The sequence below is a fragment of the Nonomuraea wenchangensis genome (genome assembly GCF_900111685.1).
Classification (GTDB): Bacteria; Actinomycetota; Actinomycetes; order Streptosporangiales; family Streptosporangiaceae; genus Nonomuraea; species Nonomuraea wenchangensis.
Genome location: NZ_FOHX01000020.1, coordinates 112,791 through 138,953, shown reverse-complemented (window position 1 = coordinate 138,953; position 26,163 = coordinate 112,791). Strand labels below are relative to the sequence as shown.

The following is a 26,163-nucleotide window of genomic DNA, read 5'->3' as shown; positions in this document are numbered from 1 at the left end:
CTAGGTTGGTTTATGTGGATCTCGACTTCTCCCCGGCCGAGCGGGACTTCCGCGCCGAGGTTCGCGACTGGCTGAGCGCCAACGTCCCCGATCCGCCGCTGCCGTCCATGGACACCGCCGAGGGCTTCCAGGCGCACCGCGCGTGGGAGGCGCGGCTCGCCGCGGCCCGGCTCTCGGTCGTCTCCTGGCCCGAGGAGTACGGCGGCCGCGGCGTCTCCCTCATCGACTGGCTGATCTTCGAGGAGGAGTACTGGGCCGCCGGCGCCCCCGCCCGCGTCACCCAGAACGGCATCTTCCTGCTGGCCCCGTGCCTCCTGCGGTTCGGCACCCCCGGGCAGCGCGCCCGCTGGCTGCCGCGCATGGCCAGCGGCGCCGACGTCTGGGCGCAGGCCTGGTCCGAGCCGGAGGCGGGCAGCGACCTCGCCGCGCTCACCTCCCGCGCCGAGCCCGTCCCCGGCGGCGGCTGGCGGCTGTACGGGCACAAGACGTGGAGCTCGCGGGCCGCCCACGCCACCCACGGCTTCGGCCTCTTCCGCACCTCGGGAGCGCGGCACAAGGGCCTGACCTACTTCATGTTCCCCCTGGACGAGGTCGCGGTCCGCCCCGTCGCCCAGCTCGACGGGCTGCCCGGCTTCGCCGAGCTGCACTTCGACGGCGTACGGGTCGAGGAGTCGATGGTGCTCGGCGAGGCCGGGCAGGGCTGGTCCATCGCCATGGCCACCACCTCCTCCGAACGCGGCCTCACCCTGCGCAGCCCCGGACGTTTCCTCGCCACCGCCGACCGGCTCCTCGCGCTGGCCCGCGAGTCCGGGGACCCGGCGGCGGCCGACCGGGCGGCGCGGTGCTGGACGGAGGCGGAGGCGTACCGGCTGCACACGTACGCGACCGCGCGCCGGATCATGGCGGGGGAGGCGGCCGGGGCGGCATCCAGCCTGGGCAAGATCTTCTGGTCGGAGCTGGACCTGCGCATGCACGCCCTCGCCCTGGAGCTGCTGGGCGAGCGGGCCGGGGAGACGCCCTGGCTGGACGGCTTCCTGTTCGCGCTGGCCGGGCCCATCTACGCGGGCACGAACGAGATCCAGCGCACCATCGTCGCCGAACGCGTCCTGGGGCTGCCACGATGAACTTCGCCTTCACCGACGAACAGCTCGCGCTCGGCGCGGCCGTCCGCGACGTGCTCCGTGACGCCTGCCCGCCGGCCGCGCTGCGCACCGAGCGGCGGCCCGGCTGGCGGGGGCTCGCCGAGCTCGGCTTCTTCGCCGCGCTGCTGCCGCCGGAGCACGACGGGCTCGGGCTCGGGCTGACCGACGTGCTGCCCGCGCTGGAGGAGACCGGGCGGGCCTGCCTGCCGGGGCCGGTCGCGGAGACCGCCGTGGCCGCGCCGCTGCTGCCCAAGGCCGCCGGCGGCGAGCTGTGCGTGAGCGTGGTCGCTCCCGGGCAGGCGTACGCGGCGGACGCCGACCTCGCCGACCTCCTCGTGGTGCTCCGCCCGGACGGGGCCCGGCTGGTCCAGGCGGCCGAGCTCACCCCCCGACCGGGGATCGATCCGTGCCGGCCGCTGTTCGCCGTCGCCTACGACGCGTACGAACCGCTGGAGGCCCCGGCCGGACCCGTGCTGCACCGGCTTGCCGTGGCGACCGCCGCGCAGCTCGTCGGCGTGGCCAAGGAGCTGCTGGCGCGCTCCGTGGCCTACGCGCGGGTCCGTACCCAGTTCGGGGCGCCCATCGGGTCCTTCCAGGCGGTCAAGCACCGGCTCGCCGACGTGGCGGTGGCCGTGGAGTTCGCGGCGCCGCTCGTGTGGCGGGCCGCCCTCGCGCTGGACGCCGGAGCGCCCGCCGCCGGCAGGGACGCGAGCGCCGCCAAGGCCGCCGCCGGGGAGGCCGCCGCGCTCGCCGCCGGCTCCGCGCTCCAGGTGCACGGGGCCGTCGGCTACACCGACGAGCTGGACCTGCGGTTCTGGCTCGCCCGCGCCTGGTCGCTGGGGGCGGCGTACGGGACCAGCGCCGTCCACCGCGAACGTGTGCGGGCCGCGCTGCTCGGCGGCGACGCGCGGAGGTGGCCGTGAAGTTCGGGGTGCCGCTCGGGCTGCTGCATCCGGCCGCGTGGAAGGACGTGGCGGTGGCGGCCGACGAGCTGGGGTTCGAGTCGGTGTGGCTGCCCGAGCATCTGGTCTTCGCCACGGACCTGTCGCTCGCCCGCTATCCGGGCGGCGCCGACCCGGGGATCAGGCCGGAGACGCCGCTGTTCGACGCGCCCGCGTACCTCTGCTGGCTGGCCGCGCACACCAGCCGGGTCCTGCTCGGCACCGCCGTGCAGCTCCTCGCCCTGCGCCATCCCTTCGTGTCGGCGCGTGCCTTCGCCACGCTGGACGTGGTCTCGGGCGGGCGGGCCGTGTGCGGGGTGGGGGCCGGTTGGTACCGGGGGGAGTGGGACGCGGCCGGGATCCCGTTCGAGACGCGCGGGGCGCGGCTGGACGAGGCCATCGCGGTCGTACGGCGGCTGTGGACCGAGCCGGTGGTCGCCTATGCCGGCAGGTTCTACTCCTTCCCGGAGGTCGCCTTCGAGCCGAAACCCGTGCAGCGGCGGCTGCCGGTGCTCGCGGGCGGCGAGTCGGCGGCGGCGCTGCGCCGCGCGGCGCGGCTCTGCGACGGGTGGATCAGCATGCCGCACACCCTCGACTCCATCAGGCCCCAGCTCGACCGGCTGGGGGGCGGGGTGCCGGTGACGGCGCACGCGTACGCGCTGGGCCCGCCCGAGGAGGTCCCCGCGTGGGCGGCGCTGGGCGTGGAGCGGCTGATCGTCCGGCCGTGGACGCGCGGACGGGACGCGGTCGCCGCCCTGACGGCCTTCGCCGAGCGGTACGGAGTAGGCCGAGATATACAAACGATCGGTCGTTAATGTAGTTTTGCCCTCATGACACAAGACGGCCGGCGGCTGCGCGGGCTGCGCAGCCGCGAGGCGATCCTTGAGCAGGCGGTGTGCCTGGCCTCCGTCGAAGGGCTGGACGGACTCTCCCTGGGGCGACTGGCGGCGGCGACCGGCACCAGCAAGTCCGGATTTTTTGCCCATTGGCGCGACAAAGAGCAACTCCAGCTCGACGCCGTGGACTGGGCCGCCCGCCAGTGGACCGAGCGGATCGTGGCGCCCGCCCTGCGGGCCCCGGCCGGGGTGCGGCGGCTGTTCGCGCTGCACGAGGCGCGGCTGAGCTTCTACGGAGAGGGCACGCTGCCCGGCGGGTGCTTCTTCTTCACCGTCCAGGCCGAGTTCGACGACCGCCCCGGTGCGCTGCGCGACCGCGTCGCGCGGGCCATGAGGGAGTGGCAGGAGTTCATCCGGCGGCAGGTGACCGAGGCCGTGGCGATGGGCGAGCTCGCGGAGGGCGTGGACGTCGCCCAGCTCGCGTACGAGATCGACGCCCTCGGGGAGATGGTGATCATCCACTCCCGCCTGTACGACGGGCCGGCCTCCCTCGTCCACGCCCGCCGCGCCGTGCTGCAACGCCTGCGCGCGCTCTGCCCCGACCCGACGCTTCTCCCGGAGGACTGACCATGAACGAAGACGGCGTGCACGAGCCGGTCCAGGTGCATTTCGACGATCTCGACGCCATGGGCCTGCTGCACAACTCCCGCTACGCCCTGCTGGTCGAGCGGGCGATCAGCGCCTACTGGCAGCGCCTGGGCTGGGCCCCGGACCCGGCCGGGTCGGCGTTCAAGGACGTCTTCCTGGCCGTACGCGAGTTCAAGGTGACCTACCACCTGCCCATTGCGGGGCCGGGCGAGCCGCTGGTGCACTTCTGGATCGAGCGCATGGGCCGCACCAGCGGCGTCTACGGCTTCCGCGTGCTGTCGGCCGATCGCGCGGTGGTGCACGCCGAGGGCTATCGCGTCAACGTCAACCTGGACCCGGCCACCCTGCGGCCCGCGCCGTTCAGCGACGAGCTGCGCACCGCCGCCGAGCCCCTGCTCCGCCGGACCGCGGCGGCGTGCTGAGGTCCCGCTGGATCGCCGGCCCCGCGGCCGGCGAGCCGGGGCCGCTGGTCGCCGCGCTGACGGACTACCGCGCGCACCGGCTCCTCGACCTGCCCGGCATAGCCCGGCAGGGCCGGTCGCTGAGCCGCCTGTGGCCGACGCTGCCCGGCGCCGTGGGCATGTGGCTCTGGGCCGACATCGGCGCACGCCGCGTGGGCTCGCTGTCGGTGTGGCGCGCGGAGGACGATCTCCACGCGTTCGTCCGGCTGCCGGCCCACGTACGGATCATGCGCGCCTACCGCCACCGGGGCACGCTCCGCTCCCGCACCTGGCGGATCGACACGCTGGACCGGACCGCCCTGCACCGGGACCTGACCTCCGGCCTGAGCCTCCACGCGGGCGGAGCCTAGGCGCGGTGGCGGCCCCGGCTGCGGTGGCCGGTCGAGGTGGCGCTGATCGCGCCGACCAGCTCGCGCTCCTCGTGGCGGTGCCGGCGGCCACGCGGCAGCAGGTCCACGAAGGGCTCCTCGGCGGGCGGGTCCTGGCGGCGGCGGCGTCCCCGGTAGGAGGCGGGCACGGGGGCCGGGCCGTCGTCGAGGACGTCGCCGGTCCAGACGGGGGCGAAGGCGTCGAACGAGCTGGTCGCCTCCGGGATGACGATCCGCTGGAACGGGCCGGTCTCGAAGACGAACGCGCCCGTGTCGCGCGGGTCGCCGTCGCCGATCCGCCGCATCGGGCCGGTGTCCCAGCACGGCTCGAACGGGCCGACGTCCACCGGCTCGCCGAAGGACTCGGCGTCGGCGTAGGCGTGGCGGCCGGTGCGCCGGTAGGGGTTGTCGACGGCGATGCCGGTGCGCGGGTCGGGCTCGGCGGCGCGGCGGCCACGGCCGCGGCGCAGCGGGGCGGCGTCCGCGAACGGGTCGAAGGGCCGGGCTTCCCTGATGCGGCGTACCTGCTCGGCGGGCGAGGCGTCGCTGCCGCTGCCGCCCGCCGCGACGAGCCGCGCGTCCCTGGCCCCGACGGGGGAGGTGCCGGCCGCGACCACGTCGGCGTCGCCCCGCACGAACGGGGTCTCGGCGGCGAACAGGTCGGCGTCCTCTCGCGCGAACAGGGTCTCGGCGGCGGTGAGGTCGGCGGCGGACGTGGCGACGAGGTCGGCGGCCGTCGCGGCGGTGAGGCCGGCCGTGGTCGCCGGTTCGGTGGTGAGGCGCGGGGCCGAGCCCGTGACGAGCTCGGCGGCGTCGGACGCGAGCGTACGGCTCCACGCGGGCCGGGTGACGGGCAGGGCGGCGCCGCGGCGCTTGCGGCGGCGTCCCCGGTGGGACGGGACCGGACGCGGGGCGGGGGAGGCGGCGGCCGCGGCGGCGCGTACCCGGTTCTGGCGGGTCTTGGCGACGGCGAGCAGCGCCAGGGCGGCCACCAGCGTCGAGCCGATCAGCGTCGGCGAGGCGATGGCCGGGAGCGGTCCAGTGGCGCTCGCGTCGGCGTGCGTCGGCAGCGGCTCGGCGGTGGCCGCGGTCGTGTCGGCGGTGCTCGGCTTGGCGTGCTTGCCCAGCTTGGTCCCCTGGCCGGGGGTGGCCGGTGACGGGGTGGCGCCCGTGCCGGTCGTCGTCGCGCCCGTGCCGGTCCGGGCGTCCGTCGTCGCGCCCGCCCGCACGTCCGCGGGGGAGCCGGTGGACCGCTCGGTCTTCTTCGGTGACGTGGTCTGGGCCTTGGACGCGGTGGTCCGCTCGCTCTTCCGCTCCGGTGCGGCGGGCCGGGCGGCGAACGGGGGCCGCGCGCCGCTCTCCTGCTCGGCGCCGCGCTGCGGGATCATCGCGGTGAGCGAGCCGTCCTGGACGTAGAGCGTGGGGGTGCCGGGGCCGGATTCGGGCGGCAGCGACCCCTCGACCTCGGACTTCTTCTTCGCCGCCCTGGCGTCGAGCTTGGCCTTGACCACGTCGGGGTAGCCGTAGCCGACGACCTTGCTGGTGTCACGCTTCTTGTACTTGGCGACACCGCCGTCGATGTTGCCCTCGATCGTGATGATCTTGTTGCCCTCGACACGGACCACGACGCCGACGTGGTCGATGCGGTCGATGCTCTTGGAGCCGCCCCAGTCGTAGAAGACGAACGCGCCGGGCTTGGGCTTGGTGCCCCAGGCGCCCTGCTTCTTGAACCACTTCGCGTGCTCCACCGTCCACGCGAACTGCCCCATCCACTCCTCGTAGCCGAGCTTGTGCGCGGCCCAGGAGAGGAACATGTCGCACCAGGGGGCGGCGGTGTAGTCGGCGTCGAACTCGACGTTCTTGCCGTACCAGTCGCCGAACTTGGTGTACGCGCCGGCCTTCTCGGCGTAGCCGAGCTGGCTCTGGAGCAACTCGATGAACTTCTGCGTCTCTGGCGTCATGGAAGTATGCGGGCACCTTCCGGGCAAGACCGGTTTCGCCCCACGCAGCGCCGGGTAGAGAAGCCCCCTGTGACTGGTGGGACAAGACCGGAGGCTTGTCATCTACCGTGATGAAGCGAGGTTACCGTGCCGTAATCCCAGGTCAAGCACGCTCAAAGGGACGGCAAAGCCTGTGGGGCAAGGAAATCGCAGGTCAGGATGCTGCCAGAAATGTCCGAGCGAGCGCTGTTTAACCGTAAAAGATCTACCTGTCCCAAGGGTTAGTAATCAGTAGCCCGCGCCCGTGAGCAGCCCGCCGTCCACGGTGAACTCGCTGCCCGTGCAGTAGCCCGCCCGGTCCGAGGCCAGGAACGCCACCACGTGCGACACCTCCACCGGCTCGGCGAAGCGTTTAATCACCATCGCCTTGACGAACGCCTCCCCGTCCACCTCCCGCGCGAGGTCCGGATCCTGCACCATCGGCGTGTTGATCGCCCCGGGATGCACCGAGTTCACCCGGATCCCGAACCTCGCCAGCTCCCGCGCCGCCGACTTCGTGAGTCCGCGCACCGCGAACTTCGAGGCCGCGTACGCCGACAGCCCCGCCGCGCCGATCAGGCCCTCGATGGAGGAGATGTTCACGATCGAGCCGCCGCCGGCCGCCGTCAGGGGATCGATCACCGACTTGATGCCCAGCCAGGCGCCCTTGAGGTTGACGTCGATCACCCGGTCGAACTCCTCGGGCGGCATGTCCGCGATGCGGCCGTACCTGAGGATGCCGGCGTTGTTGACCAGCACGTCCAGCCGGCCGTGCAGGCTCACGGCGGTGTCCACGGCCTGCTGCCAGTCGGCCGCGCTGCGCACGTCGTGCCGGACGTAGGCGGCGCCCGTCTCCTCGGCCAGCGCCTTGCCCTCCTCGTCCAGGACGTCGCCGAACACCACCCGCGCGCCCTCGGCGAGGAACAGCCGCACGTGCGCCGCGCCCATGCCGCGCGCCCCGCCGGTGATCAGCGCGACCTTGCCGTCAAGCAGCCCCATGATCTCCTCCTGCCGCCACGGCCGCCGCGGCCGCCTCCATGGACCGGTAAACCGGGATGCCCGCCGCCGCCGCGACGCGCCGTACCTCGTCATCGACGCCCGGCGGCGCGCACTCGCCGTTCCTGGTGACGAGCGTGAACCTGGTACGCGGCAGCGCCCCCTGGGCGGCGGCCAGCGCGTGCGTGTAGGCGTACAAGGGCTCCGGGGTGTCGCCGTAGGTGAAGAACGCCTGCACGTTGACGTGCGCCACCACTTCGCGGTACGCCCGCGCGCGCAGGATCGCCGCGACCACGGCGGGCACCAGGTCCGGGCGGCCACGCGGGCCCACCGGCGCCTCCAGCGGGTTGCCGAAGGCCGCCACGCCGAGCCCGCGCAGCTCGCCGGCCACGTCCTCGGGCAGCGGGTCCAGGCACACCCCCGCGGCGTCGAACGCGTCGGCCGCCAGCACGCTCGCGCCCCCGCTCGGCCCTATCACCAGCACCCCTTCCCCGTCGGTGGGGCGGGCGCCGTGGGCCTGGAAGTACGCGAGCACGCCGATGAGGTCGTCCTGGCTCGTCACCAGCGCCGCCCCGGCCTGCTCGGCGACCGCCTCCCACAGGCGCCGGTCACTCACCAGGCCACCGGTGTGCGAGGCGGCGGCCGCCCTGCCCTGCCCGGTGCGCCCGCCCACCAGCAGCACGACCGGCCGGTCCAGCGCCCGCAGCGCCTCGAACAGCTCCCGCCCGTCGCGCGGGTCCTCCAGGTAGAGGCCGACGGCCCGGGTCTCCTCGTCCCGCGCCAGCCAGCGCAGCAGCTCGGCGGGGGTGACGTCGGCGGCGTTCCCGACGGTGACGACCCGGCTGAAGGCCAGGCCGCGCCGCTCCCCGACCTTGATCACCTCGCCGGCCAGGCCGCCGCTCTGCGAGATCAGCGCCACCGAGCCAGGCGGCCCCAGCCCGCCGCCGACGAACGTCTGCCGGCCGCGCGGGCAGTAGACGCCCATGCAGTTGGGCCCGAGCAGGCGGGTGCCGGCCGCGCGGGCGGCGGCGGCCAGCTCGTCCTCCAGCCCGGCGCGACCCGCCTCGCCGAAGCCGCCGCTCATCACCTGCACGAACGGCACGCCCGCCGCCTGCGCCACCACCTCGGCGCAACGCTCGGCGGGCACGGCGACCAGGGCGTAGTCCACGCCGGCGGTCGCGGCGGCCTCGGCGAGCGAGCGCACGGCCGGCACGCCCGCCACCTCCTCCGCCTGCGGGTGCACGGCGACCAGCGGGACCCCGGCGGACCGGTAGAAGTCGAGGAACATGTTCCCGAAGGTGGGCCGCGTGGTGGAGGCGCCCACGACGGCAACCGCGCGCGGCTCGAACAGCGGCAGGAAGTCGGCCGTCCCCCCGCGCGTGACGGGCGGGGGCGGCGCGGCGGGCAGGTGGCGGGCGTCCACCGCCGTCACGCCGTCCGGGGTCGCGATCACCGGGTTCAACTCGAACTCGCCGAGCTCCAGCCGCTCCCACAGCCCGCCTGGACCGCCCACCGCCAGCAGCAGCTTGACCAGCGCGGCCAGGTCCACCGGCGGCAGGCCCCTGCTCCCGGCGAGCAGCGGGGCGGCGCGCAGCGAGGCCAGCATGCGCCGCGCGTCCGGCTCCGACACCGGGCACAGCCGCAGCGCCGTGTCCCGCAGCGTCTCCGTCCACACGCCGCCCAGCCCGGCGAGCAGCACCGGGCCGAACGCGGCGTCCCTGACCAGGCCCACGATCAGCTCGACCCCGGCCGCCGCCTGCTCCTCGACCAGGAACCCGGCGAGCCCCGGCACCCGTTCCCGCATCCGGGCCGCCGCGCCGGGCAGCTCGGCCGCGCGCAGCCCGAGCGTCACCGCGCCGGCCTCCGACTTGTGCACCAGCCCCGGCCCGAACGCCTTCAGCACCAGCGGCTCGGCCAGCTCCCCGGCCGCCCCGAAGTCCCTCGTGTCAGGGGGGAGCACGACGCCGCGCGGCACCGGCACCCCGGCCTCGCGCAGCATCGCCTTGACCACGTGCTCGTGAACGTGCTCCTGAACGTGCTCGTGAACGTGCTCCGGCGCGCTCACCCGAGCAGGTGCCCGTACTGGTCGCGGATGGCCTTACGGAGCAGCTTGCCCGGCCCGCCCGAGGCGTCCTGCGAGTGCGGCAGCTCCTCGGCCACCACGATGTGGTCCGGCCGCCGGTGCTCCGGCAGCGTGTCGGCCAGGGACAGCGCCAGTTTGGAGGCGTCCAGCGAGTGCCCGGCGCGCGGCACGACGGCCAGCAGGATGCGCTGCTCCGCGGCCCCCTCGGGCACCCCGACGGCGCCCGCCTCGGCCACGCCGTCGAGCGCCGCGGCGGCCTCCTCGACCGCGGCCGGCTGCGTCCACACGCCGCCCTTGGCGATCGCGTCCTCGCGCCGGCCCAGCACGCGCAGCACGCCGTCGGCGGAGACGGAGCCGAGGTCGCCGCCGACGTACCACTCGCCGCGCAGCACCTCCGCCGTCCGCTCCGGCAGGCCGTCGTAGCCCGCCATGCGGTGCGGCCCGGCCAGGTTGATCTCGCCGACCTCGTCGATCACCCGGCGGCCCCTCGGGTCCGTGACCCGTACGGCGTTGCCGGTGCGGGCCCGGCCGGAGGAGCCGAGCGGCGTCGAGCCGTCGTCCACCCGGCCCATGCACGTGTACGGGGCCTCGGTCTGCCCGTAGTAGGAGTAGACGCCCGCCTCGGGCAGCCGGGCCTTGATCCGGTCCAGCATGGGCGCGGTCAGCGGCTCGCCGCCCAGCATGATCACCCGGATGGACGACAGGTCCACGTCCTCGTGCTCCGGCGAGCCCAGCAGCGCCGCGTAGAACGACGGGATCTGCGACACGTGCGTGACCCGTTCACGCGGCACGACGCGCAGGAAGTTCGCCGGCCCCCAGTCCTGCTCCAGCACCAGGCGCAGGCCCGCGTACAGGGCGGGGCCGACGATGGCGGGGAAGCCGATGCCCCAGATGATCGCGCCGGTGCCGAACACCGCGTCGGGGCCGCGCGGCACGTCCAGCCAGATCTGCGCGGTGGCCAGCGAGGAGGCGTGCGTGTGCACGACCGCCTTCGGCAGGCCCGTGGTGCCCGAGGTGTAGTAGAGCGCGAGCGGATCGTCATGGAAACCGGCGAGTGGCGGCTCGGCGTCCGGGTCGCCGGTCAGCTCGCCCGCGTCGAGCCACGTGGTGACCTCGGGCAGCGAGCCCCTGATCCGCTCGACCGTCTCCGCCACGGTCGCGTCGTGCACGAACGCCGTGCAGCCCGAGGCGGCCACCACGTCCCGCAGCGTCTCGACCGGCCAGTACGGGTTCAGCGCCGCCGTCACCGCCCCGATCTTGGCCTGCGCCAGGTAGACCTCGGCCACCGTCAGCGTCTCGTTGAGCAGCGCCGCGACCCGCCGTCCCGGGCCGATCCCGGCGGCGAGGAGGGCGTTCGCGCGGCGGTTGACGTTCGCGTTCAACTCCTCGTAGGTGAAGCTCCGCTCGCCGCAGTACGTCAGCGCCACCCGGTCGGGGGTGCGCAGCGCGCCGGCGGTCAGGATCGCGTGGCCGTAGTTGCCGTACGGTGATGGGGCCATGGGGGGCGCCTCCAGATCGGCGGGGCTCAGGGGCTCAGAGGGGGGAATAGAGCACGAAGACGTTTCCCGAGGGATCGCGCAGCACGGCCCGCCGCTCGTGCGGCCCCTCCTCGGGGCCGCGCACCACCTCGGCCCCGCGCGCGGCCAGCTCACGCACGCTCTCCCGCACGTCGTCCACCTTGTACGACGGCGCCGCCCCCGGCGTCACGTGCTCGGCGGGCCCGGCCAGCGCCACGGTGACGCCGCCCCCGTCCAGCGCCGCGAACCGGTCGCCGTCGCGGAACTTCACCGGCAGCCCGTAGAAGGCGATGGCCTCGTCCAGGTCGGCCACCGGGATCAGCACGTTGCCCAGCTTCACGCGGGCCTCCAATGCGGCAACTCGTCGACGAACGTCACCCGCACCGGCATGCCGATGCGTACCTCCTCCGGCGCGCACCCCACCACGTGCCCGAACGCGCGCACGCCGGCGGGCAGGTCCACCCACGCCATCACGTACGGCTCCCGCCCCCGGTAGCCGGGCGCGAACGACCGGTGCACGACGGTGAACGTGTGCACCACGCCCGTACCGGTCACCGGCTCGTACGTCAGCTCGCCGCCGCCGCACCACGGGCAGGCAGCCTCCGGGAGCTGCACCCACCGGCCGCAGCCCGCGCAGCGCTGGACGACCAGCTCGCCCCGCGCGCAGGCGGCCCGGTACCCGGCCAGGTGAGCGGGCGGGTCGGGGAGAGGGGGCGTGGCGGTGTCGGCGCTCATCGCTTGCCAAGCTAGCGCACGCTTGGTTGCCCGGCAAGGCCGCGCCCCGTCACCGGGTGGGGGCCAAGGTGCCGACAAGCTCCGACGGCCCCTCCATGAAGCCGTCGGGGGCGCCGTCGCTGTAGGGGCCGCCGTTCGGGGCGCTGTCGGAGCCGGACGCGGGGCCGGTGGCGTGGCCGGTCGCCGGGGCGTTCGCAGGGCTGGGGGAGGGGGAGGCGGGCCGGCTGGGCTGGGTGGAGGACGGGGTGGGGCAGGCGGGGCCGTCCACGGGGACCTCGCTCACCTGAGGGCCGTTGCCGGAGGCGGGCTCGGTCATCACCACGATGCCGGCGTAGACCCGCCGGCCGCAGGCCACCGCGCCGGGGTCGTGGCCGACGGCGCTGGTGTACGACGTGTGGCCGCTGAGGACGCGGGTCTCCTCGTGCAGGGTCGTGGCGCGGGCGTCGTCGTCGTCGCGCCGCGTGTACGTCACCCGCAGCCGCACCTCGCCGGTCCCGTTCGCGGCCACTCGTACCGAGCCGCTCCGCCCGCTCCAGGCGACGATCGTGGCCGCCCGCACGTCAGGGTGGGACCCGCCGGCACTCGCCTGGCCGCCGGTGGGCCGCGCCGACGCGGTGGCGGACGGGGTACGGCGCGGGGCGGCGGCGCTGGTCCGGCCAGGCGTGGCGGCGGGCGTACGGGGGGTGACCCCGCCCGTGGCGCGCGAGGTGGGGCGCCCAGTGGGACCGGCCGTGGGGCCGGACGTGGGACCGGTCGTGGCGTCGGCAGGCGAGGGGACGGGCTCGGACTTCTCCTCAGGCGACGGCAGGAGGATCGCCCCCGGCCCGGTCGGCAGCCGCCCGCCCGACAGCACGAGCCCGATCGCCACCGCCATCACCAGCACGCCCGTCACCCACAGGTGCGGCGGGAGGCGCGGCATGCGCGAGAGCCGGTCGCGCAGGGCCACCGCCGGGCCGCCGCCGCTCGTGGCGCGATCGGTACGCGCCAGCGGGAAGCGGAGGGCCAGCAGCGTGGCCGGCTCGGCCAGGTGGCGGCGGCCGCGTTTCTCCCATTCCGGGCCGTAGCCGGCGACCGCGTCCTCCTCCAGCTCGGCGGCGAACTCGCGGGCGGAGGCGTACCGGTCGGCCGGGTCCTTGGCCAGGCCGCGCCGGAGCAGGTCGCGCAGCGTGTCCGGCACCACCTCCAGGGGGATCGGCTCGACCAGGTGCCGGTCCCGGGTGGCCGGCACGTCCAGCTCGTCCTGGTCGCCCTCCCCGGCGGCGCGGAACGGCGGCCGTCCCCTGACCGCCTCGAACAGCGTGCAGGCGGCGGCGTACAGGTCGGCCTGCGGCCCGGCCTGGTGCCGGGTCCACAGCTCGGGCGACATGTACGGCGGGCTGCCCGCCGGCACGCCGGGCTCCTCGGCGTGCACCACGACGCCGAAGTCGGTGAGCTTGCTGGTGCCGTCCGCCTGGACGAGGACGTTCTCCGGCTTGACGTCGCGGTGCGCCACGCCCTTCTCGTGCGCGGCGGCGAGGGCCAGCAGGATTCCCTTGAGCACGGCGAGCGCGGCCTCCGGGGTCACGTGGCCGTGCTCGGCCAGCAGCGCGCGCAGGGTCACGCCGTCCACGAGCTCCATGACGAGCGCCGCGCGGGCCGGGGTCTCGACGTACTCGTAGAGGCGGACGATGTCGGGCTGGTCGAGCTCGACCAGGTGGTGGGTGTCCGACCGGAAGCGTTCCATGAACTCGGCGTCCCTGCGCAGCGTGGCGTTCAGGTACTTGATCGCCACGTAGGCGCCGGTCGATTGGTACGTGGCGAGGAACACGCGGCCGGTGCGGCCCGCGCCGAGCTGGCGTACTTCGCGGTAACCAGGGACCAAGTCCTACCCCCATACGGCGGCCGTCTCTGGGTTCGACGGTCTCACCCGGGGTGTTGGTTGTCACGAGTGCGGCTATTTCGCCGTGAGTTAACCCCTTATCACGGGAGATGGCGGTGATAATCTCATTTACGCCAAGCAAGCGCTCGGGTAAATGAAGTGAAGCGGAGTGGAGTGAGGTGGGCAGGTGGAGGGTGTGGCGGTGCTCGTGATGGAGATGCAGCGGGGCGTCGTCGGTGATCTCACGAAATTTCCTGACCTGCGGGCGGCGTGCGAGCGGCACGACGTCGTCCCCAACATCGCCGGGCTCCTCAAGGCCGCCCGCGCCGCCGCGATCCCGGTCGTGCACTGCACGGCCGCCTTCCGCGCCGACCGGGCCGGCTCCCACACCGCGAACTGCCCCTTCATCGTCTCCCTCCTCAAGGACCCCGCCCACATGCTGGAGGGCACCCCGGCCGTCGAGGTGCTGCCCGAGCTGCGCGCCCCCGGCGACCTGGAGAGCCGCAGGCACCACGGCTTCTCGCCGTTCACCGGCACCTCGCTCGACATGACGCTGCGCTCGCTCGGCGTCTCCACCGTCGTCGCCACCGGGGTCTCGCTCAACCTCGGCATCCCCGGGCTGGCGCTGGAGGCGGTCAACCTCGGCTACCGGGTCACCGTCGTCACGGACGGGGTCGCGGGCATCCCGGAGGAGTACGCGCGGGCCGTCCTGTGGCACACGATCAGCCTCCTGGCCACCCGCGCCACCGCCGCCGACCTCGCCGGGAGCTGGAGTTGAGCGGCCCCATGGACGGCATGCGGCTGGACGGCAGGACCGCCGTCGTCACCGGGGGAGCGGGCGCGATCGGCGCGGCCATCGCCGCCGACCTCACCGCGCTCGGCGCCCGCGTCGTGCTCGCCGACCTGGACCTGCCCGGCGCGCGCCAGGCCGCCGCCGCCCTGCCGGGCGCGCGGGCCGTCGCCCTGGACCTCACCGATCCCGAGTCGGTCACGGCCTTCGTCCGCGTGGCCGGGGACGTGGACGTGCTCGTGCACAACGCCGGGGTCGCGGTGATCGGGCCGTTCGCGGAGAGCGACCCGGCCTCCTGGGACCTCATGTGGCAGGTCAACCTGCGCGGCCCCATGCTGCTGACCAAGCTGCTGCTGCCCGGGATGACGGCGAGGGGGTGGGGGCGGCTGGTGTTCGTCTCCAGCGACGGGGCGCGGGCCGGCTCCGGCGGCGAGGGCGCGTACGCGGCCACCAAGGCGGGCCTGTTCGGGCTGGCCAAGACGCTCGCCAGGGAGGCCGCCCGCGGCCAGGTCACCTCGAACGTGGTCTGCCCCGGCCCGACGGACACGCCGATGCTGCGGCGGATCTCGGCGGCCGAGCCGGGGCTGGTCGACCGGATCGCCCGCGGCATCCCGCTGCGCCGCCTCGGCAGGCCCGAGGACGTGGCCGGACTGGTCGCCTTCCTCTGCACCGAACGGGCGGCGTACATCACCGGCCAGACGCTGTCCGTCAGCGGCGGCGTCACGATGCATTGACCGGCTCAGAGCGACTGGTAGACCGCCTCCACGAGGCGGATGCCGCGCAGGTTGCCGGAGAGCGCGTTGGCCATCTTGTTCATGACGTACGCGATGCCGAGCCCGCGCTCGGGGTCGCCGAGCCCGATGGAGCCGCCCATGCCGCTGTGCCCGAACGCGCTCCCCGACGGCATCAGGAACGTCAGCGACGGCCGCATGTAGCCCAGCCCGAACGCCGTGTCCAGGAGCAGGACGCGGTCGGGGCCGTTAACGCGGGTGCGGGTGGCGTCACGCAGCGTCTCGGGGCGGAGGATGTCGCCGGCGGCGAGGGAGCGGTAGAAGCCGGCCAGACCCCTGGCCGTGGTCACCAGGCCGGCGGCCGGCCAGCCGGCGCGCAGGATGACCGGGTTGTTCGCGCCGCCCTGGACGCGGTGCATGGCGGGGTTGCCGAGGGCGCGGTTCATGAGGCTCTGCGGGTCGAGCGCGGCCCTGGTCATCGCGGCGATGAGGTCATCAGGCCGCCCCTGCCCGCCCTCGCCCGCACCGGTGGCGGCTGGGCCCGCACCGGTGGCGGCCGGACCAGCGCCGGTCGTGGTTGGGCCCGCGCCCGTGGGGGCCGCGCCCTCGCCTGTGGGCGCGGCGCCGGCCTCGGTGACCTTGAGCGCCTGGGGCCGTTCGGCCGCCTTCAACCGGGCCGTCCTCGGGATCACGTCATCCGGCGCGCCCACCCACATCTCCAGGCCGAGCGGCCCGGCGATCTCCGCCGCCACCAGCTCGCCCACGGACTTGCCGGTCACCCGCCGGATCACCTCGCCCACCAGGAACCCGTACGTCAGCGCGTGGTAGCCGTGCGCCGTCCCCGGCTCCCACAGCGGCTCCTGCCCGGCGAGCCGGGCCGCGATGGCGGCCTGGTCCTCGAACTCCTCCACCGGCACCGGCTCCTCCAGCACCGGCAGCCCCGACTGGTGGGTGAGCAGGTGCTCGACGGTGATCGCCGCCTTGCCCCGCGCCGCGAACTCCGGCCACACCTCGGCCACCGGCGCGCTCACGTCCACCAGCCCGCGCTCGGCGAGCTGCAGCAGCACGGTGGCGGTGACCGCCTTGGTGCAGGAGTAGGCGAAGGCGGGCGTGTCGCGCTCCCAGGGCCGTCCCGTGTTCCGGTCGGCGACGCCGTCCCACAGGTCCACGACCAGCTCGCCGTCCTGGTAGACGGCGAAGGCGGCGCCGAGCTCCTCGCCGTCGGCGAAGTGCCGTTCGAAGACCTCGCGGACGCGGGAGAAGCGGGGATCGCAGTGCATCGGACCTCCACGGAAAGGGAGCGCTTACGTGGTTCACGAGCCTAACAACTGGGGACGATTCGGCCCAGACGATCAGCGGGGCACCCTGAACCTCCTCACCCCGTCCGTGGTGCTCGACGCCCTGCGCGCGGCCACGACCGGCGAGGTGCTGAGCCTGGCCCTGCCGATCCGCGGCGCGACCTCCTCGCCCGCGCCTGCCACTGTCCCGCACCTGCGGGGCCGGCCGCTGCCGCAGCACTTCATGTCCGTGGACGGCGGCGACTACGCGGCCGGCGCGCGGCCGATCGGCGAGGGCCTGTGCGTGGCGGACGACGCCCTCGTCGTGACCCCGCACGGGACCACCACCCACATGGACGCCCTGTGCCACATGTGGTCCGGCGACCGGCTCTACAACGGGCATCCGGCGGCCCGTGTCCGCTCGTACGGCGCCACCCGGTGCGGCATCGAGCGGGTCGGCGGCGTGATCGCCCGGGGGGTGCTGTTCGACGTGCCCCGGCGGCTCGGCCTCGACCATCTGCCCGCCGGGCACCGGATCGAGCCCGGCGAGCTGGAGGAGATCGCCGTGCCGCGGCCCGGGGACGTGGCGGTGATCCGTACCGGCTGGCCGCAGGTGTGGGAGCGGTCGCCTGAGGAGTACTGGTCGGGCCAGCCGGGGCTGTCGGCGGCGGCCGGACGCTGGCTCGCCGCGCACGACGTCGCCGTGGTGGCCGCCGACAACGCCGCGATCGGCGGCCTCGACGCGCGCGGCCTGGCCGCCGAGGGCCTGGCCGACGACCTGCACCTCATCCTGCTCCACCGGCACGGCATCCACCTGATCGAGCTGTTGTGGCTGGAGGAGCTGGCGGCGACGGGACGGACGGAGTTCGTGTTCGTGGCGGCCCCGCTGCGCGTCGAGGGCGGCACCGGCAGCCCCCTGACCCCGCTCGCGATCCTCTAGCCCCAGGTGACCGGCAGGCTGCCGACGCCGAACACCACCGCGTCCTGCCGGAGCGGCACCTCGGTGACGGGGACGGCCAGTCGCAGGCCGGGGAAGCGGTCGAAGAGGGCGCGGTAGCCGATGCGCAGCTCGTTCCTGGCGAGCTGCTGGCCGAGGCACTGGTGGACGCCGTGACCGAAGGCCAGGTGGCGGCGGGCGTCAGGGCGGGCCGGGTCGAGCGTGTCCGGCGCGGCGAAGGCGGCCGGGTCGCGGTTGACCACGGGCAGCGACACCGCCACCGTCTCGCCCTTCGCGACCCGTACGCCGGCCACCTCGACGTCCTCCAGCGCGGCCCGGCTGGGCGCGCCGAGGTGCAGGATCGACAGCCAGCGCAGCAGCTCCTCCTCCGCGCCCTCCTCGTACGTCAGGCCCGCCGTGAGCAGGGCGAGGACGCCGAGGGCGAGCATGTTCGCGGTGGTCTCGTGCCCGGCGACGAGCAGGATCATGGCGACGTTGGCCAGCTCGGCGTCGTCGGTGAGCTCGCCGGTCAGCCCGCTGATCAGGTCGTCGCCCGGCTCGGCCCGCTTGCGGCGCACCAGCTCCGCGAGGTAGGCATGCAGGTCGGCGTTCGCGCCCGCCACGTCCCCGTCGGGCGCGACCAGCTCGCGGCTGCGTTCCTGGAAGAAGTCGTGGTCGGCGTACGGGACGCCGAGCAGCTCGCAGATGACCATGGACGGGATCGGCAGCGCGTACGCGGTCACCAGGTCGGCGGGCGGCTCCGCCGCGGCCATGGCGTCGAGGTGGTCGGCGGCGATGCGCTCGATGCGCGGCTCCAGCAGGCGCATCCTGCGCAACGTGAACTCGCCGGTGAGCAGCCGCCGGTAGCGCGTGTGCTCGGGCGGATCGGTGGTGGCGAAGAAGCCGGGCGGCGCGGGGCGGCCGGGCCCGGCGACGGCGGCCGACGACCGTACGGCGGGGTGCTTGAGCTCCTGCCGGGCGCTGAACCGGGGGTCGCCGAGGACCGCGCGGGCGGCGTCGAGCGTGGTGGCGAGCCAGCCGAGGTGGCCGTCGGCCATCTCCAGGCGGGTCATGGGCGGCAGGCCGCGGAGGGCGGGCGGCGGGTCGAGGGGACGTCGAGGGTCACGTTCGACGGGAAGTCTGCGCATGAAAGCGAGAGTAGACTCTCAAATAGGAGTTGACTAGCAGAAGTTGGAAATGAGTCGTGAGTGGACGTCCCGGGGCCGACCCTCCAGAATGCGATTCCATGAGCGAAGGACCCGGTCTCCGGGAGCGGAAGAAGGCCAAGACCAGGGCCCTGATCCAGAAGGCGGCGCTGCGGCTGTTCCGTGAGCGGGGCTACGCCGAGACGACGGTCGAGCAGATCGCGGAGGCGGCCGAGGTCGCGCCCAGCACCGTGTTCCGCTATTTCCCGACGAAGGAGGATCTGGTGCTGGTCGACCAGTACCCTCCCTTCGTCGAGGCGCTGCGGGCCGCGCCGCCCGAGCTCAACCCCGTCCAGGCCGTACGCGTCGCCATCGGCCACGTGTTCGCGGCCCAGACGCCGGAGGAGCGCAACGACGGCTTGGAGCGCGAGCGGCTCATGTTCACCGTCCCCGAGCTGTGGACGGCGAGCATCGACAACATCCGCGGCGTCCTCGCCGGCCTGCGCGCCGAGCTGGCCGCGCGCGAGGGCCGCGACCCGGACGACCCCGAGATCCGCAACGTCACCGGGGCGGTCTCGGGCGTGATGCTCGCGCTGTGGTTCGAGTGGGCCGCCGATCCCGGGCTCGACGCGCCCGCCGCGTTCGACCGGGCCCTCGCCCACCTGGAGGCGGGCCTGCCGATCGCCCGTCAGGCCGAACCGGGGTAGTTGCCGCCGCCGTGGGCGGCGTCGATCGCGTCGTAGTCCGGGGTGAAGCCGCGCTTCGGGATCTCGTCCGCGAACACCACCTCACGCGGCTTCTTGTAGGACGCGATCTGGCCCCTGACGTGCTCGATCAGCTCCTCGGTGGTCGCCGCGGCCCCCTCGCGCAGCGCCACGACGGCCTTGACCGCCTGGTGCCAGGCCGGGTCCGGCACGCCGATCACGGCGGCGTCGGCCACGGCCGGATGGGACTTGAGCGCGCGCTCGACCTCGGCCGGGTAGACGTTCTCGGCGCCGGACTTGATCATGCGCAGCTTGGGGCCGATGAAGGTGATCGTGCCGTCGGGTTCGCGGCGGCCGAGGTCGCCGGTGTGGTGCCAGCCGTTCCGCAGCTTTTCCGCATTTAAGTCTGGGCGGGCGAAATATCCGGAGAAGAGGGTCTTGCCGCGGGCGCAGATCTCGCCCACCTCGCCCGCCGGCACCTCCACGTCGTCCGGCCCCATGATCCGCACCTGCGCCAGCGGCGACGGCCGCCCCGCGTACCCGGCCCCGCCCTCCGCCAGCCCGAGGAACGTCAGCATGCCGCCCACCTCGGTCTGCCCGTACCCGCCCATCTTCGACCGGCACCACGGCGAGTCGTCCACCGTGATCATCGCGTTCCACTCGTCGGAGGCGGCGACGAAGCGCAGCGAGGACAGGTCGTACTTGCCGCCCGCGTTCGCCTTCACCACCGCGTCGATCATCGGCCCGAACAGGAACGCCTGCGTCACCCGCTCGGCGTCCACCAGCCGGCACACCTCCTCGGGGTCGAAGGCGGGGGTGAAGACGTTCGTGCCGCCGATCTGCAGCGTCGCCAGGCAGAACATCATCGTCCCGACATGGAAGAGCGGCCCGTTGTTGAGGAAGGTGAAGCCCGGCTCCATCTGGCGTACGACGAGCAGCGACGTGGCGTGCGCCACCAGGGCGGCGCTGCTGAGCAGGGCCGCGTTCGGGCGCCCGTCGAAGGCGGCCGTGTAGAGCGCGAGGACCGGCTCGGCGTCGGCGACCTGCGGGAACTCCCGCGCCGGCCCGCCCGCCACCAGCTCCTCGTAGTCCGCCCCCGCCCGCACCCACCGCTCGTCGTGGTCGAGCGCGCCGAGGGTGTCCGAGTGCTCCCAGACCACGGCCGCCGGGCCGAGATCCTGGAGCACGAAGCGCAGCTCGTCCGCCGACTGCCGCCAGTTCGCCGGGCAGAACACCGCCCCCAGGCGGCTGCACGCGAGCAGCAGCTCCAGCACGGCGTGGCTGTTCTGGCCGAGCCACACCACCCGGTCGCCGCCGCCGACGCCGCGCCCGGCCAGCGCGCCCGCGAGCCGGGACACGCGGGCGTCCAGCTCCGGATAGGAGAGCCGGAGCTCCCCGTCCACCACGGCCGTCGTACCGGGGCGGCTGCGGGCGTGCTCGGCGAGAACGTCGGACAGGGACAGGCTGTGGATCATCGTCAGCCTCCGGGAAGGGGGTCACTGGAACGCGGGCATGACCTCGGCGGCGAAGAAGCGCATGACCCGCTTCATGTCCGCGAGCGGCATCGGGCGGGTGCTGCCGAAGTCGCAGAGCAGGTTCGAGAACCCGGCGTCCTTGAGCAGCGTGATCTGCTCGACGACCCGCGCCGGGTCCCCGATGACCTCCAGCTGCTCCCACCGGAAGTCGGCCGAGACCGTGCCGCCCTTGAGATAGCGGTCCTGGTAGTACTCGAAACCCTGGGCGGCCCGGCCGGTCCTGGGGTCGATGGGGGCGCTGCGGTCGTTGAAGATGCGCGAGCGGTCGAACGACGCCTCGAAACGCTCCTGGTCCTCGCGGGCCCGCTCCAGGGTGGGGGCGACGTACACGCTGCGGGCCACCACCAGCTCGGCCCCCTCCGGGTGCCCGGCCCGCGCCGCCGTCTCCCGCCACGTCTCGGCCGCCTTGACGACCTTCCTGAACGTCGCCGCCGGGTCGGCCAGGATGGGCAGGCCGCGCTCGGCGTACATGGTGACGGTCTCGGGGGAGACCGCCGCCACGTGCAGCGGCGGATGGGGGGCCTGCACGGGCCGGGGCACCAGCGACACCTCGGCCCCGGTCCGGTAGAACTTCCCTTCGTGCCGGTACGCCTCCCGCGTCCATAGCCCGACGATCACCTCCAGCGCCTCGTTGAACCGGTCGCGCGCCTCGGCCAGATCGATCCCGAACCCCTCGAACTCGTAGCTCTGGTAACCGCGCCCGATGCCGAGCTCCAGCCGCCCGCCGGACAGCACGTCCACCTGCGCGGCCTCCTCGGCCACGTGAACCGGGTTGTGCAGGGGCAGGACGACGATCCCGGTGCCGAGCCGCAGCCGCTCGGTGCGGGCGGCGACGTGGGCGAGCATGGTGAACAGGTTGGGGACGACGCCGTAGTCGCGGAAGTGGTGCTCGGCCAGCCGTACCCCGTCGAAGCCCAGCTCCTCGGCCAGCTCGATGAGCTCCAGGTGGTAGTCGTAGACGTCCTTGAAGCTCTGGCCGTCGAAGCGGTGGAAGAGGTGGAAGGTCGAGAACTTCATGCGGCGGCCCCTCGGAGGTAAACCAAGCGCTCGCTTGGGAGAGTATCACGCCTGGGCTCAAGCGCACGGCCTTCCGCCCGGGGGCGCTCCGCGCGAAGAAGCTCCAGACAGCGTCTCCCAGGGGGCTCCGCCCTCCATAAGCGCGCCCGATTGCCGTGTTGACCGGGGGAGCCGCCGACATTGCCTCGCTCGGCCATGCCATCAGGGCATCAGCGGTGAGGCAGGGGGAATTCCTCAGCTGTCGGCATCCCCTGGTCGTGCCCCGGACCGCACCGAAGCCACTCCGACAACCCCGAAGTCCGTGATCCATCCGTAGACGCCGTCGGGGCTCAGAGGCAGTGGGGGATGCTCAGGGAGAAGGACAGGTTCATGGGCACCTGGCGCTCCAGCCCCTCTTTGGGCCGGTCGCCGCCACGGTTCGTAGCTTCCCATCGAGATGGCCGGACACCCAGGCCACAAGTGTGCGGTGGCCTCCCTGCGTTTAGCCTTCGTCGGAGAAGACCAGTTCATCGCGCGTCGCCACAAGTTCGGCAGGCGGCGGTTTGATGTCGATCGGGTCGCCCCAGCCGGAGAACCGCACATCGGCGGTCTTGAGACTGCGGTCTTTGACGTTCCAGGGGGAGTCGGGCTCGTCATAGCGCGTCTGGCATCTGCGTATGAGCTGGTCCGTGCCGAGCCAGAGCCGCCATTTCACGGGGAGCTTGGAGTAGCTCGCGTACTGTCCGACGGGTTTTTCGAAGTCGCCCACCTGCAGGCGTGGATTCAGCTTATACAGCTCGCCGATGGTGGTGCTGCCCTCGTAGAGGGTGGTACGGGTGCCGTCGTAGACGCCAGCGGGCCGCTTGACCGCCGTAGTGGCCAGCACATGCCGGAGGGTGGCGGGATCGCTCAGCCTGATCTGCCCGCACGCCAGATAGAGGTCGTTCTTCTTGGTCTCCAGGATCCACGACTTGCCCGGCGGCAGGTAATCAGGGTGGTCGCGCTCCCAGCCGTAGGCGCGGTCCTGGAAGACTATGCTCCGGGAGTCGCCGGGTGAGAACTTCGAGTAGCGGAGGTCCATAGCCATGATCCCGCGGCTACCGAACTCGTAGACGGCCCTCGATCGGCTGGTGACGTGATCCTTCTTCGGCCCCCAGACGATTCGATACACCGAGCTCTCCCGCACCCCGCCGTGACCGTTGAGTTGCCGCTTCAGTACCGCGACTGGATCTGGACGGCTGGCGGCTTCGGCGTGCGTGCCGATGACCGAGACTGAGATCGATGCGGTCAGCGCGAGAGCCGGCCCGATCGTCCATCGACCCATGCTCATGCGCTCCCCGCTCAATTCCGTGCCGTCCGGAACGGAGGCTGGGAAAGATCTTCGCGAATGAAGATCTCAACGCTGTCACGGCCGGATCTCGCCGGAAAGCTGGCCGATCGTCAAGAATGCACAGGAGCACGCCATCGAAGACAGCGACCTGTCCGTCCGCGTACTTCCGAACGCCGTCGCCGTGGTACTCCTGCACGTCGCGCGCCGCTCCACGCTGCACGACGGAGAGTTCGCTCATGGCCTTTCTGCTGTCGGCGCGGACGTTCTTGCCGCTCGTCGTCGTCCTCGCCGTCACCGGGGCTTGCTCGACCGACGTGCCTTCCCCAGAGGCCCATCGGGTGAAGAGCGAAGCCGATCTCGTTCTTCCGCTGGACGCCTATGACCTGAACGGTATTGAACGTTCGATCGTCCAGAGCGCGCGCTACCGCTTGATAGAGCGATGCCTATCGGACTTCGGCCTCTCGTTCAGCCCTCACGACACCAAACCGGTCGCCTACCCCAAGAACGCCTCCTACCTTGGCTGGCTTGGGGCAAAGCAGGTTGGCACATACGGATACAGCGGCCCGAGGGGCCAAGCCGCGGAGGCAGCCGCGGCGGTGACCGGGATCCGCGGCTATTCGATCCCTCGGAGCCAGGAAGCGGTGCAGGTCGGGACGGTGAAGAGGTTCCGTGGCAAAGCCGTGCCGCGCGAGGGGTGTGACGGCCAGGCCCAGCGAACGCTCAACGGGAACGCCCCGGGCCCAGACGGCGTCGCACCCGCCAAGCCGAGCATCTACAAAATGCTCTATGCCTACATGGACGACGCTGCGGAACTCGCCTACCAGGACAAGCGCGTCTCGGCGGCCAACTCGGAATGGAGCACCTGCATGCGCCGCTCTGGATACGGCTACACCATGCCGGCCGAGGCCGAGGCGGACAAGCGCTGGGCCGGGAGAGGCGACACGGAGGCTTGGCGGCAGCCGACGGCGGACGAGATCAAAACTGCGCTCGCCGACGAGCGATGCCGTCTGCAGGTCGACTACAGCGGCGCACGACTCGCCGCGTACGCGGATGCCCAGCGGACGGTCATCGCGCGCCACGAACAGGAGATCAATCGGCTGAAGACTCTGCTCCGCACCCGGTATGCCAATGCTCTGAAGGTCATGAGCTCCGCGAAGCAGGGGGGAGCACAGGAGCATCGAACGCCTATCGTGATTGGACTCTGGTGACGCGGATCGGCGGCGTCCACGCCGACCACGCCGAGCCCGTCATCCGGGCCGGAGGAGCCACCAGGGCGGGATTCGCCGCCTCCATGACCTGCTGAATCACATGCACGAGCACTGGCTTCACGTACGGCTAACCGCCCGTCCGGGATACGCAGGTGACCATCGACCCGGCGGAGGCGATCACTTTGGGGCGGGCTGACCACTCTCTCGTGACAGCTACGAGGGGCGCGTCCATAACTCCTTGACAGCCGAGTGTCGCAGAGGTGTAACGGATAGTGATGTTCAACCGGGTGTCTGAGGGGTATCCTTTCCCTGCCGCCCCCTGTGAGGGGGAGAGGAAGTGAGCCCGGGCTTACCGCCGGAATTGACGGGAACCCGGGCTTTGCGCTGTCGGCGTCAATCGCAGCTGATGCGCTCGACCAGGTGATCTCCCGACAGGAGATCCTCCAGAGTCCGATCGCCCGTCTCGGCTCTCGCGAAGATGCCCGCCACCACGTCGGGGAGCCAGAGGAGTTCTTCGACCAGTGGGCTGGTCCACTCGACATGGATGTCCTGGGGCAGTGCTTCGCGGGCGCGTAGCGCGTTGACCATGTCGAGGTCCTCCTTGTTGCCTTCGGCGCTCCGCCGCTCCATGACGACGCGCGACACATCACGACACGTGAGATGCCAGAGCAGCCGTTCGAGGCACTTGCGCCGCGCTCGTCGCTGCTTTGCCGGCTTGAGGCGGGTGCCGATGACGATGACCGTGTTCGGGTGGAGGGCCGCCACAGCGTGGGTGATCTCGAGACGACGTTTCGGCCGTTCGTCGCGCCAATGCAGCCGGGGTTGTTTCCCCAGCAGCAGAGCGCGCAGCGCGGCTCGGTGCTCGTCCGCATACTCGCAGGGCACGATGACAGCGGCCAGTACATAGAGTCCATCGTGGATCCGCATGGACTCGTCCACGTATGCATGTAACTCTATGTACATGACTGGACACTTTACGGTGTCTCTCTAAGGGGAAGAGGAACTTTTGGTGGAGCGCATCGTCCGTCACACCAAGGCCTTGTGGAGCTGAAGGTCACCTTGGGGCGGCTGGACGGCGGCCATCGGCGGCGAGGGCTGCCAGAATCGGGGAGTGTCCCCTGATGCGCGGCTGCGCGCGACCTTCGACGTAGCGGCCGAGACCTACCAGGACGCCCGCCCCGACTACCCCCGCGAGCTCTACGCCGACCTGCTCATGATCACCGGGCTCAGGCCGCCCGCGCGCTTGCTCGAAGTGGGGTGTGGGCCGGGGAAGGCGACGGTGCCGCTGGCGCGGATGGGCTTCCCCGTCACCGCGGTCGAGCTCGGGCCCGCGCTGGCGCGGGAGGCACGGCGGCGGCTGGCCGGGTACGCCGGGGTGTCGGTGGTCACGTCGGCCTTCGAGGAGTGGGAGCCGGCGGCGGCGGATCGCTTCGACCTGGTGTACGCGGCCACGGCGTGGAAGTGGGTGGATTCGGCGGTCAAGTACGACAAAGCCGCCCGCCTGCTCGTCCCCGGCGGCCACCTGGCCGTGTGGAACGCCGACCACGCGCTGCCCGTCGGCTTCGACCCGTTCTTCGCCGAGATCCAGAAGGTGTACGAGGAGATCGGCGAGGGCCACCCGGGCCCGTGGCCGCCGCCGGAGGACGAAGCCGATCCCACCGCCGCCGAGTTCGCCGCCTCCGGGCGGTTCACGGTCGTGGCGGCGCGGCGCTACCTGTGGGCGCTGCGCTACACGGCGGATGCCTATCTCGCGCTGCTCGACACGTTCTCCGGTCATATCGCCATGGAGCCGGACAAGCGGGAGCACCTCTACCGGGAGGTGCGACGCCTGCTCGCCGCCCGCCCGGACGGGCGGCTCACCCGCCACTGGTCGGCCGCCCTGACCGTCGGCCGCCGGTCGTGACCAGGTGAAGACGCGCCGGGCCCGGGGGCGTGGCAAGCTGGAC

Annotated in this window: 25 protein-coding genes; 12 read left to right on the top strand and 13 right to left on the bottom strand. The window is 73.0% G+C overall.

All coding sequences use genetic code 11. The features are described 5' to 3' along the window. Positions 1–14 precede the first annotated feature (14 nt). The 6 genes from BMW85_RS40735 to BMW85_RS40710 are packed head-to-tail and all read left to right on the top strand — an operon-like array spanning position 15 to position 4,378. Positions 15–1,124, top strand: a complete 1,110-nt coding sequence (locus BMW85_RS40735) for an acyl-CoA dehydrogenase family protein (RefSeq protein WP_091092500.1) — start codon at positions 15–17, stop codon at positions 1,122–1,124. Then, entirely contained in the window at positions 1,121–2,065 is a 945-nt protein-coding gene (locus BMW85_RS40730; RefSeq protein ID WP_091092498.1) for an acyl-CoA dehydrogenase family protein, read from the top strand. The genes BMW85_RS40735 and BMW85_RS40730 overlap by 4 nt, the downstream gene beginning before the upstream one ends. Continuing rightward, complete coding sequence (locus tag BMW85_RS40725) at positions 2,062–2,898, top strand: TIGR03619 family F420-dependent LLM class oxidoreductase (protein ID WP_177241134.1); 837 nt, start codon at positions 2,062–2,064, stop codon at positions 2,896–2,898. The genes BMW85_RS40730 and BMW85_RS40725 overlap by 4 nt, the downstream gene beginning before the upstream one ends. A gap of 15 nt (positions 2,899–2,913) precedes the next feature. After that, positions 2,914–3,546 carry a TetR/AcrR family transcriptional regulator gene (locus tag BMW85_RS40720; protein WP_091092494.1) on the top strand — a complete coding sequence of 211 codons (633 nt, stop codon included), beginning with the start codon at positions 2,914–2,916 and terminating at the stop codon, positions 3,544–3,546. A 2-nt stretch (positions 3,547–3,548) separates the two neighbouring features. After that, on the top strand, positions 3,549–3,989 hold the full coding sequence (locus tag BMW85_RS40715) for an acyl-CoA thioesterase (RefSeq protein WP_091092493.1): 441 nt from the start codon (positions 3,549–3,551) through the stop codon (positions 3,987–3,989). Beyond that, positions 3,983–4,378 (top strand): hypothetical protein, encoded by a 396-nt coding sequence (locus BMW85_RS40710; RefSeq protein ID WP_091092491.1) that lies wholly within the window; start codon positions 3,983–3,985, stop codon positions 4,376–4,378. The genes BMW85_RS40715 and BMW85_RS40710 overlap by 7 nt, the downstream gene beginning before the upstream one ends. Here BMW85_RS40710 and BMW85_RS50625 read toward each other — a convergent pair. From BMW85_RS50625 to BMW85_RS40675, 7 genes are all read right to left on the bottom strand, one after another. Continuing rightward, on the bottom strand, positions 4,375–6,357 hold the full coding sequence (locus BMW85_RS50625; protein ID WP_091092489.1) for a CHAP domain-containing protein: 1,983 nt from the start codon (positions 6,355–6,357) through the stop codon (positions 4,375–4,377). The two genes, BMW85_RS40710 and BMW85_RS50625, sit on opposite strands and share 4 nt — an antisense overlap. 267 nt (positions 6,358–6,624) lie before the next feature. Further along, positions 6,625–7,374: a glucose 1-dehydrogenase gene (locus BMW85_RS40700; protein ID WP_091092488.1), complete on the bottom strand. Its 750-nt coding sequence runs from the start codon at positions 7,372–7,374 to the stop codon at positions 6,625–6,627. Next, positions 7,361–9,436 carry an acetate--CoA ligase family protein gene (locus BMW85_RS40695; protein ID WP_091092486.1) on the bottom strand — a complete coding sequence of 692 codons (2,076 nt, stop codon included), beginning with the start codon at positions 9,434–9,436 and terminating at the stop codon, positions 7,361–7,363. Before BMW85_RS40695 ends, BMW85_RS40700 begins: the two co-directional genes overlap by 14 nt. Next, entirely contained in the window at positions 9,433–10,953 is a 1,521-nt protein-coding gene (locus tag BMW85_RS40690; RefSeq protein WP_091092484.1) for a class I adenylate-forming enzyme family protein, read from the bottom strand. Before BMW85_RS40690 ends, BMW85_RS40695 begins: the two co-directional genes overlap by 4 nt. 34 nt (positions 10,954–10,987) lie before the next feature. Further along, complete coding sequence (locus BMW85_RS40685) at positions 10,988–11,311, bottom strand: VOC family protein (RefSeq protein ID WP_371252946.1); 324 nt, start codon at positions 11,309–11,311, stop codon at positions 10,988–10,990. Further along, positions 11,308–11,706, bottom strand: coding sequence for a Zn-ribbon domain-containing OB-fold protein (locus BMW85_RS40680; protein WP_091092481.1), 399 nt, complete (start codon positions 11,704–11,706; stop codon positions 11,308–11,310). The genes BMW85_RS40685 and BMW85_RS40680 overlap by 4 nt, the downstream gene beginning before the upstream one ends. A gap of 49 nt (positions 11,707–11,755) precedes the next feature. Beyond that, on the bottom strand, positions 11,756–13,567 hold the full coding sequence (locus tag BMW85_RS40675) for a serine/threonine-protein kinase (protein ID WP_091092479.1): 1,812 nt from the start codon (positions 13,565–13,567) through the stop codon (positions 11,756–11,758). 184 nt (positions 13,568–13,751) lie between these two features. Between BMW85_RS40675 and BMW85_RS40670 the strand changes: the two genes are divergently transcribed. Beyond that, a complete protein-coding gene (locus BMW85_RS40670; RefSeq protein WP_091092478.1) occupies positions 13,752–14,342 on the top strand; it encodes a cysteine hydrolase family protein in 591 nt (196 codons plus the stop codon). Positions 14,343–14,350: 8 nt separating this feature from the next. Beyond that, complete coding sequence (locus BMW85_RS40665) at positions 14,351–15,088, top strand: SDR family NAD(P)-dependent oxidoreductase (RefSeq protein ID WP_091092476.1); 738 nt, start codon at positions 14,351–14,353, stop codon at positions 15,086–15,088. Positions 15,089–15,093: 5 nt separating this feature from the next. On the opposite strand, the gene BMW85_RS40660 is transcribed toward BMW85_RS40665, so the two are convergent. Continuing rightward, positions 15,094–16,365, bottom strand: a complete 1,272-nt coding sequence (locus tag BMW85_RS40660; RefSeq protein WP_091092474.1) for a serine hydrolase domain-containing protein — start codon at positions 16,363–16,365, stop codon at positions 15,094–15,096. A 28-nt stretch (positions 16,366–16,393) separates the two neighbouring features. On the opposite strand from BMW85_RS40660, the gene BMW85_RS40655 reads away from it, so the two are divergent. After that, positions 16,394–17,302, top strand: coding sequence for a cyclase family protein (locus tag BMW85_RS40655; RefSeq protein WP_091092473.1), 909 nt, complete (start codon positions 16,394–16,396; stop codon positions 17,300–17,302). Here the strand turns inward: BMW85_RS40655 and BMW85_RS40650 are convergent. After that, the gene (locus BMW85_RS40650) at positions 17,299–18,447 is read right to left on the bottom strand and encodes a cytochrome P450 (RefSeq protein WP_091092471.1); all 1,149 of its coding nucleotides are present in this window, start codon (positions 18,445–18,447) and stop codon (positions 17,299–17,301) included. The two genes, BMW85_RS40655 and BMW85_RS40650, sit on opposite strands and share 4 nt — an antisense overlap. 98 nt (positions 18,448–18,545) lie before the next feature. Here BMW85_RS40650 and BMW85_RS40645 point away from each other — a divergent pair, with 98 nt between their 5' ends. Beyond that, entirely contained in the window at positions 18,546–19,151 is a 606-nt protein-coding gene (locus BMW85_RS40645) for a TetR/AcrR family transcriptional regulator (protein WP_091092469.1), read from the top strand. On the opposite strand, the gene BMW85_RS40640 is transcribed toward BMW85_RS40645, so the two are convergent. The 3 genes from BMW85_RS40640 to BMW85_RS40630 all read right to left on the bottom strand — a co-directional run bounded on the left by BMW85_RS40640 (position 19,133) and on the right by BMW85_RS40630 (position 23,003). Next, positions 19,133–20,623, bottom strand: coding sequence for an AMP-binding protein (locus BMW85_RS40640; RefSeq protein WP_091092468.1), 1,491 nt, complete (start codon positions 20,621–20,623; stop codon positions 19,133–19,135). The two genes, BMW85_RS40645 and BMW85_RS40640, sit on opposite strands and share 19 nt — an antisense overlap. 21 nt (positions 20,624–20,644) lie before the next feature. Then, complete coding sequence (locus BMW85_RS40635) at positions 20,645–21,700, bottom strand: LLM class flavin-dependent oxidoreductase (RefSeq protein ID WP_091092466.1); 1,056 nt, start codon at positions 21,698–21,700, stop codon at positions 20,645–20,647. 481 nt (positions 21,701–22,181) lie between these two features. Continuing rightward, complete coding sequence (locus BMW85_RS40630; protein ID WP_143082577.1) at positions 22,182–23,003, bottom strand: hypothetical protein; 822 nt, start codon at positions 23,001–23,003, stop codon at positions 22,182–22,184. Positions 23,004–23,245: 242 nt separating this feature from the next. Here BMW85_RS40630 and BMW85_RS40625 point away from each other — a divergent pair, with 242 nt between their 5' ends. Next, on the top strand, positions 23,246–24,217 hold the full coding sequence (locus BMW85_RS40625) for a hypothetical protein (RefSeq protein WP_091092463.1): 972 nt from the start codon (positions 23,246–23,248) through the stop codon (positions 24,215–24,217). Positions 24,218–24,610: 393 nt separating this feature from the next. Here BMW85_RS40625 and BMW85_RS48910 read toward each other — a convergent pair whose 3' ends face one another. Beyond that, positions 24,611–25,156 carry a hypothetical protein gene (locus tag BMW85_RS48910; RefSeq protein ID WP_143082576.1) on the bottom strand — a complete coding sequence of 182 codons (546 nt, stop codon included), beginning with the start codon at positions 25,154–25,156 and terminating at the stop codon, positions 24,611–24,613. 172 nt (positions 25,157–25,328) lie between these two features. Here BMW85_RS48910 and BMW85_RS40610 point away from each other — a divergent pair, with 172 nt between their 5' ends. Continuing rightward, positions 25,329–26,120: a class I SAM-dependent methyltransferase gene (locus BMW85_RS40610; RefSeq protein WP_091092458.1), complete on the top strand. Its 792-nt coding sequence runs from the start codon at positions 25,329–25,331 to the stop codon at positions 26,118–26,120. The last annotated feature ends 43 nt before the right edge of the window (positions 26,121–26,163 follow it).

What these genes read in the sequence shown, in the direction of transcription:
- BMW85_RS40730 (WP_091092498.1), top strand. Translation starts at nt 1,121, where the DNA reads ATGAACTTCGCCTTCACCGACGAACAGCTCGCGCTCGGCGCGGCCGTC.
- BMW85_RS40720 (WP_091092494.1), top strand. Translation starts at nt 2,914, where the DNA reads ATGACACAAGACGGCCGGCGGCTGCGCGGGCTGCGCAGCCGCGAGGCG.
- BMW85_RS40715 (WP_091092493.1), top strand. Translation starts at nt 3,549, where the DNA reads ATGAACGAAGACGGCGTGCACGAGCCGGTCCAGGTGCATTTCGACGAT.
- BMW85_RS50625 (WP_091092489.1), bottom strand. Translation starts at nt 6,357, where the DNA reads ATGACGCCAGAGACGCAGAAGTTCATCGAGTTGCTCCAGAGCCAGCTC.
- BMW85_RS40700 (WP_091092488.1), bottom strand. Translation starts at nt 7,374, where the DNA reads ATGGGGCTGCTTGACGGCAAGGTCGCGCTGATCACCGGCGGGGCGCGC.
- BMW85_RS40690 (WP_091092484.1), bottom strand. Translation starts at nt 10,953, where the DNA reads ATGGCCCCATCACCGTACGGCAACTACGGCCACGCGATCCTGACCGCC.
- BMW85_RS40680 (WP_091092481.1), bottom strand. Translation starts at nt 11,706, where the DNA reads ATGAGCGCCGACACCGCCACGCCCCCTCTCCCCGACCCGCCCGCTCAC.
- BMW85_RS40665 (WP_091092476.1), top strand. Translation starts at nt 14,351, where the DNA reads ATGGACGGCATGCGGCTGGACGGCAGGACCGCCGTCGTCACCGGGGGA.
- BMW85_RS40660 (WP_091092474.1), bottom strand. Translation starts at nt 16,365, where the DNA reads ATGCACTGCGATCCCCGCTTCTCCCGCGTCCGCGAGGTCTTCGAACGG.
- BMW85_RS40650 (WP_091092471.1), bottom strand. Translation starts at nt 18,447, where the DNA reads ATGCGCAGACTTCCCGTCGAACGTGACCCTCGACGTCCCCTCGACCCG.
- BMW85_RS40645 (WP_091092469.1), top strand. Translation starts at nt 18,546, where the DNA reads ATGAGCGAAGGACCCGGTCTCCGGGAGCGGAAGAAGGCCAAGACCAGG.
- BMW85_RS40640 (WP_091092468.1), bottom strand. Translation starts at nt 20,623, where the DNA reads ATGATCCACAGCCTGTCCCTGTCCGACGTTCTCGCCGAGCACGCCCGC.
- BMW85_RS40635 (WP_091092466.1), bottom strand. Translation starts at nt 21,700, where the DNA reads ATGAAGTTCTCGACCTTCCACCTCTTCCACCGCTTCGACGGCCAGAGC.
- BMW85_RS40630 (WP_143082577.1), bottom strand. Translation starts at nt 23,003, where the DNA reads ATGGGTCGATGGACGATCGGGCCGGCTCTCGCGCTGACCGCATCGATC.
- BMW85_RS40625 (WP_091092463.1), top strand. Translation starts at nt 23,246, where the DNA reads ATGGCCTTTCTGCTGTCGGCGCGGACGTTCTTGCCGCTCGTCGTCGTC.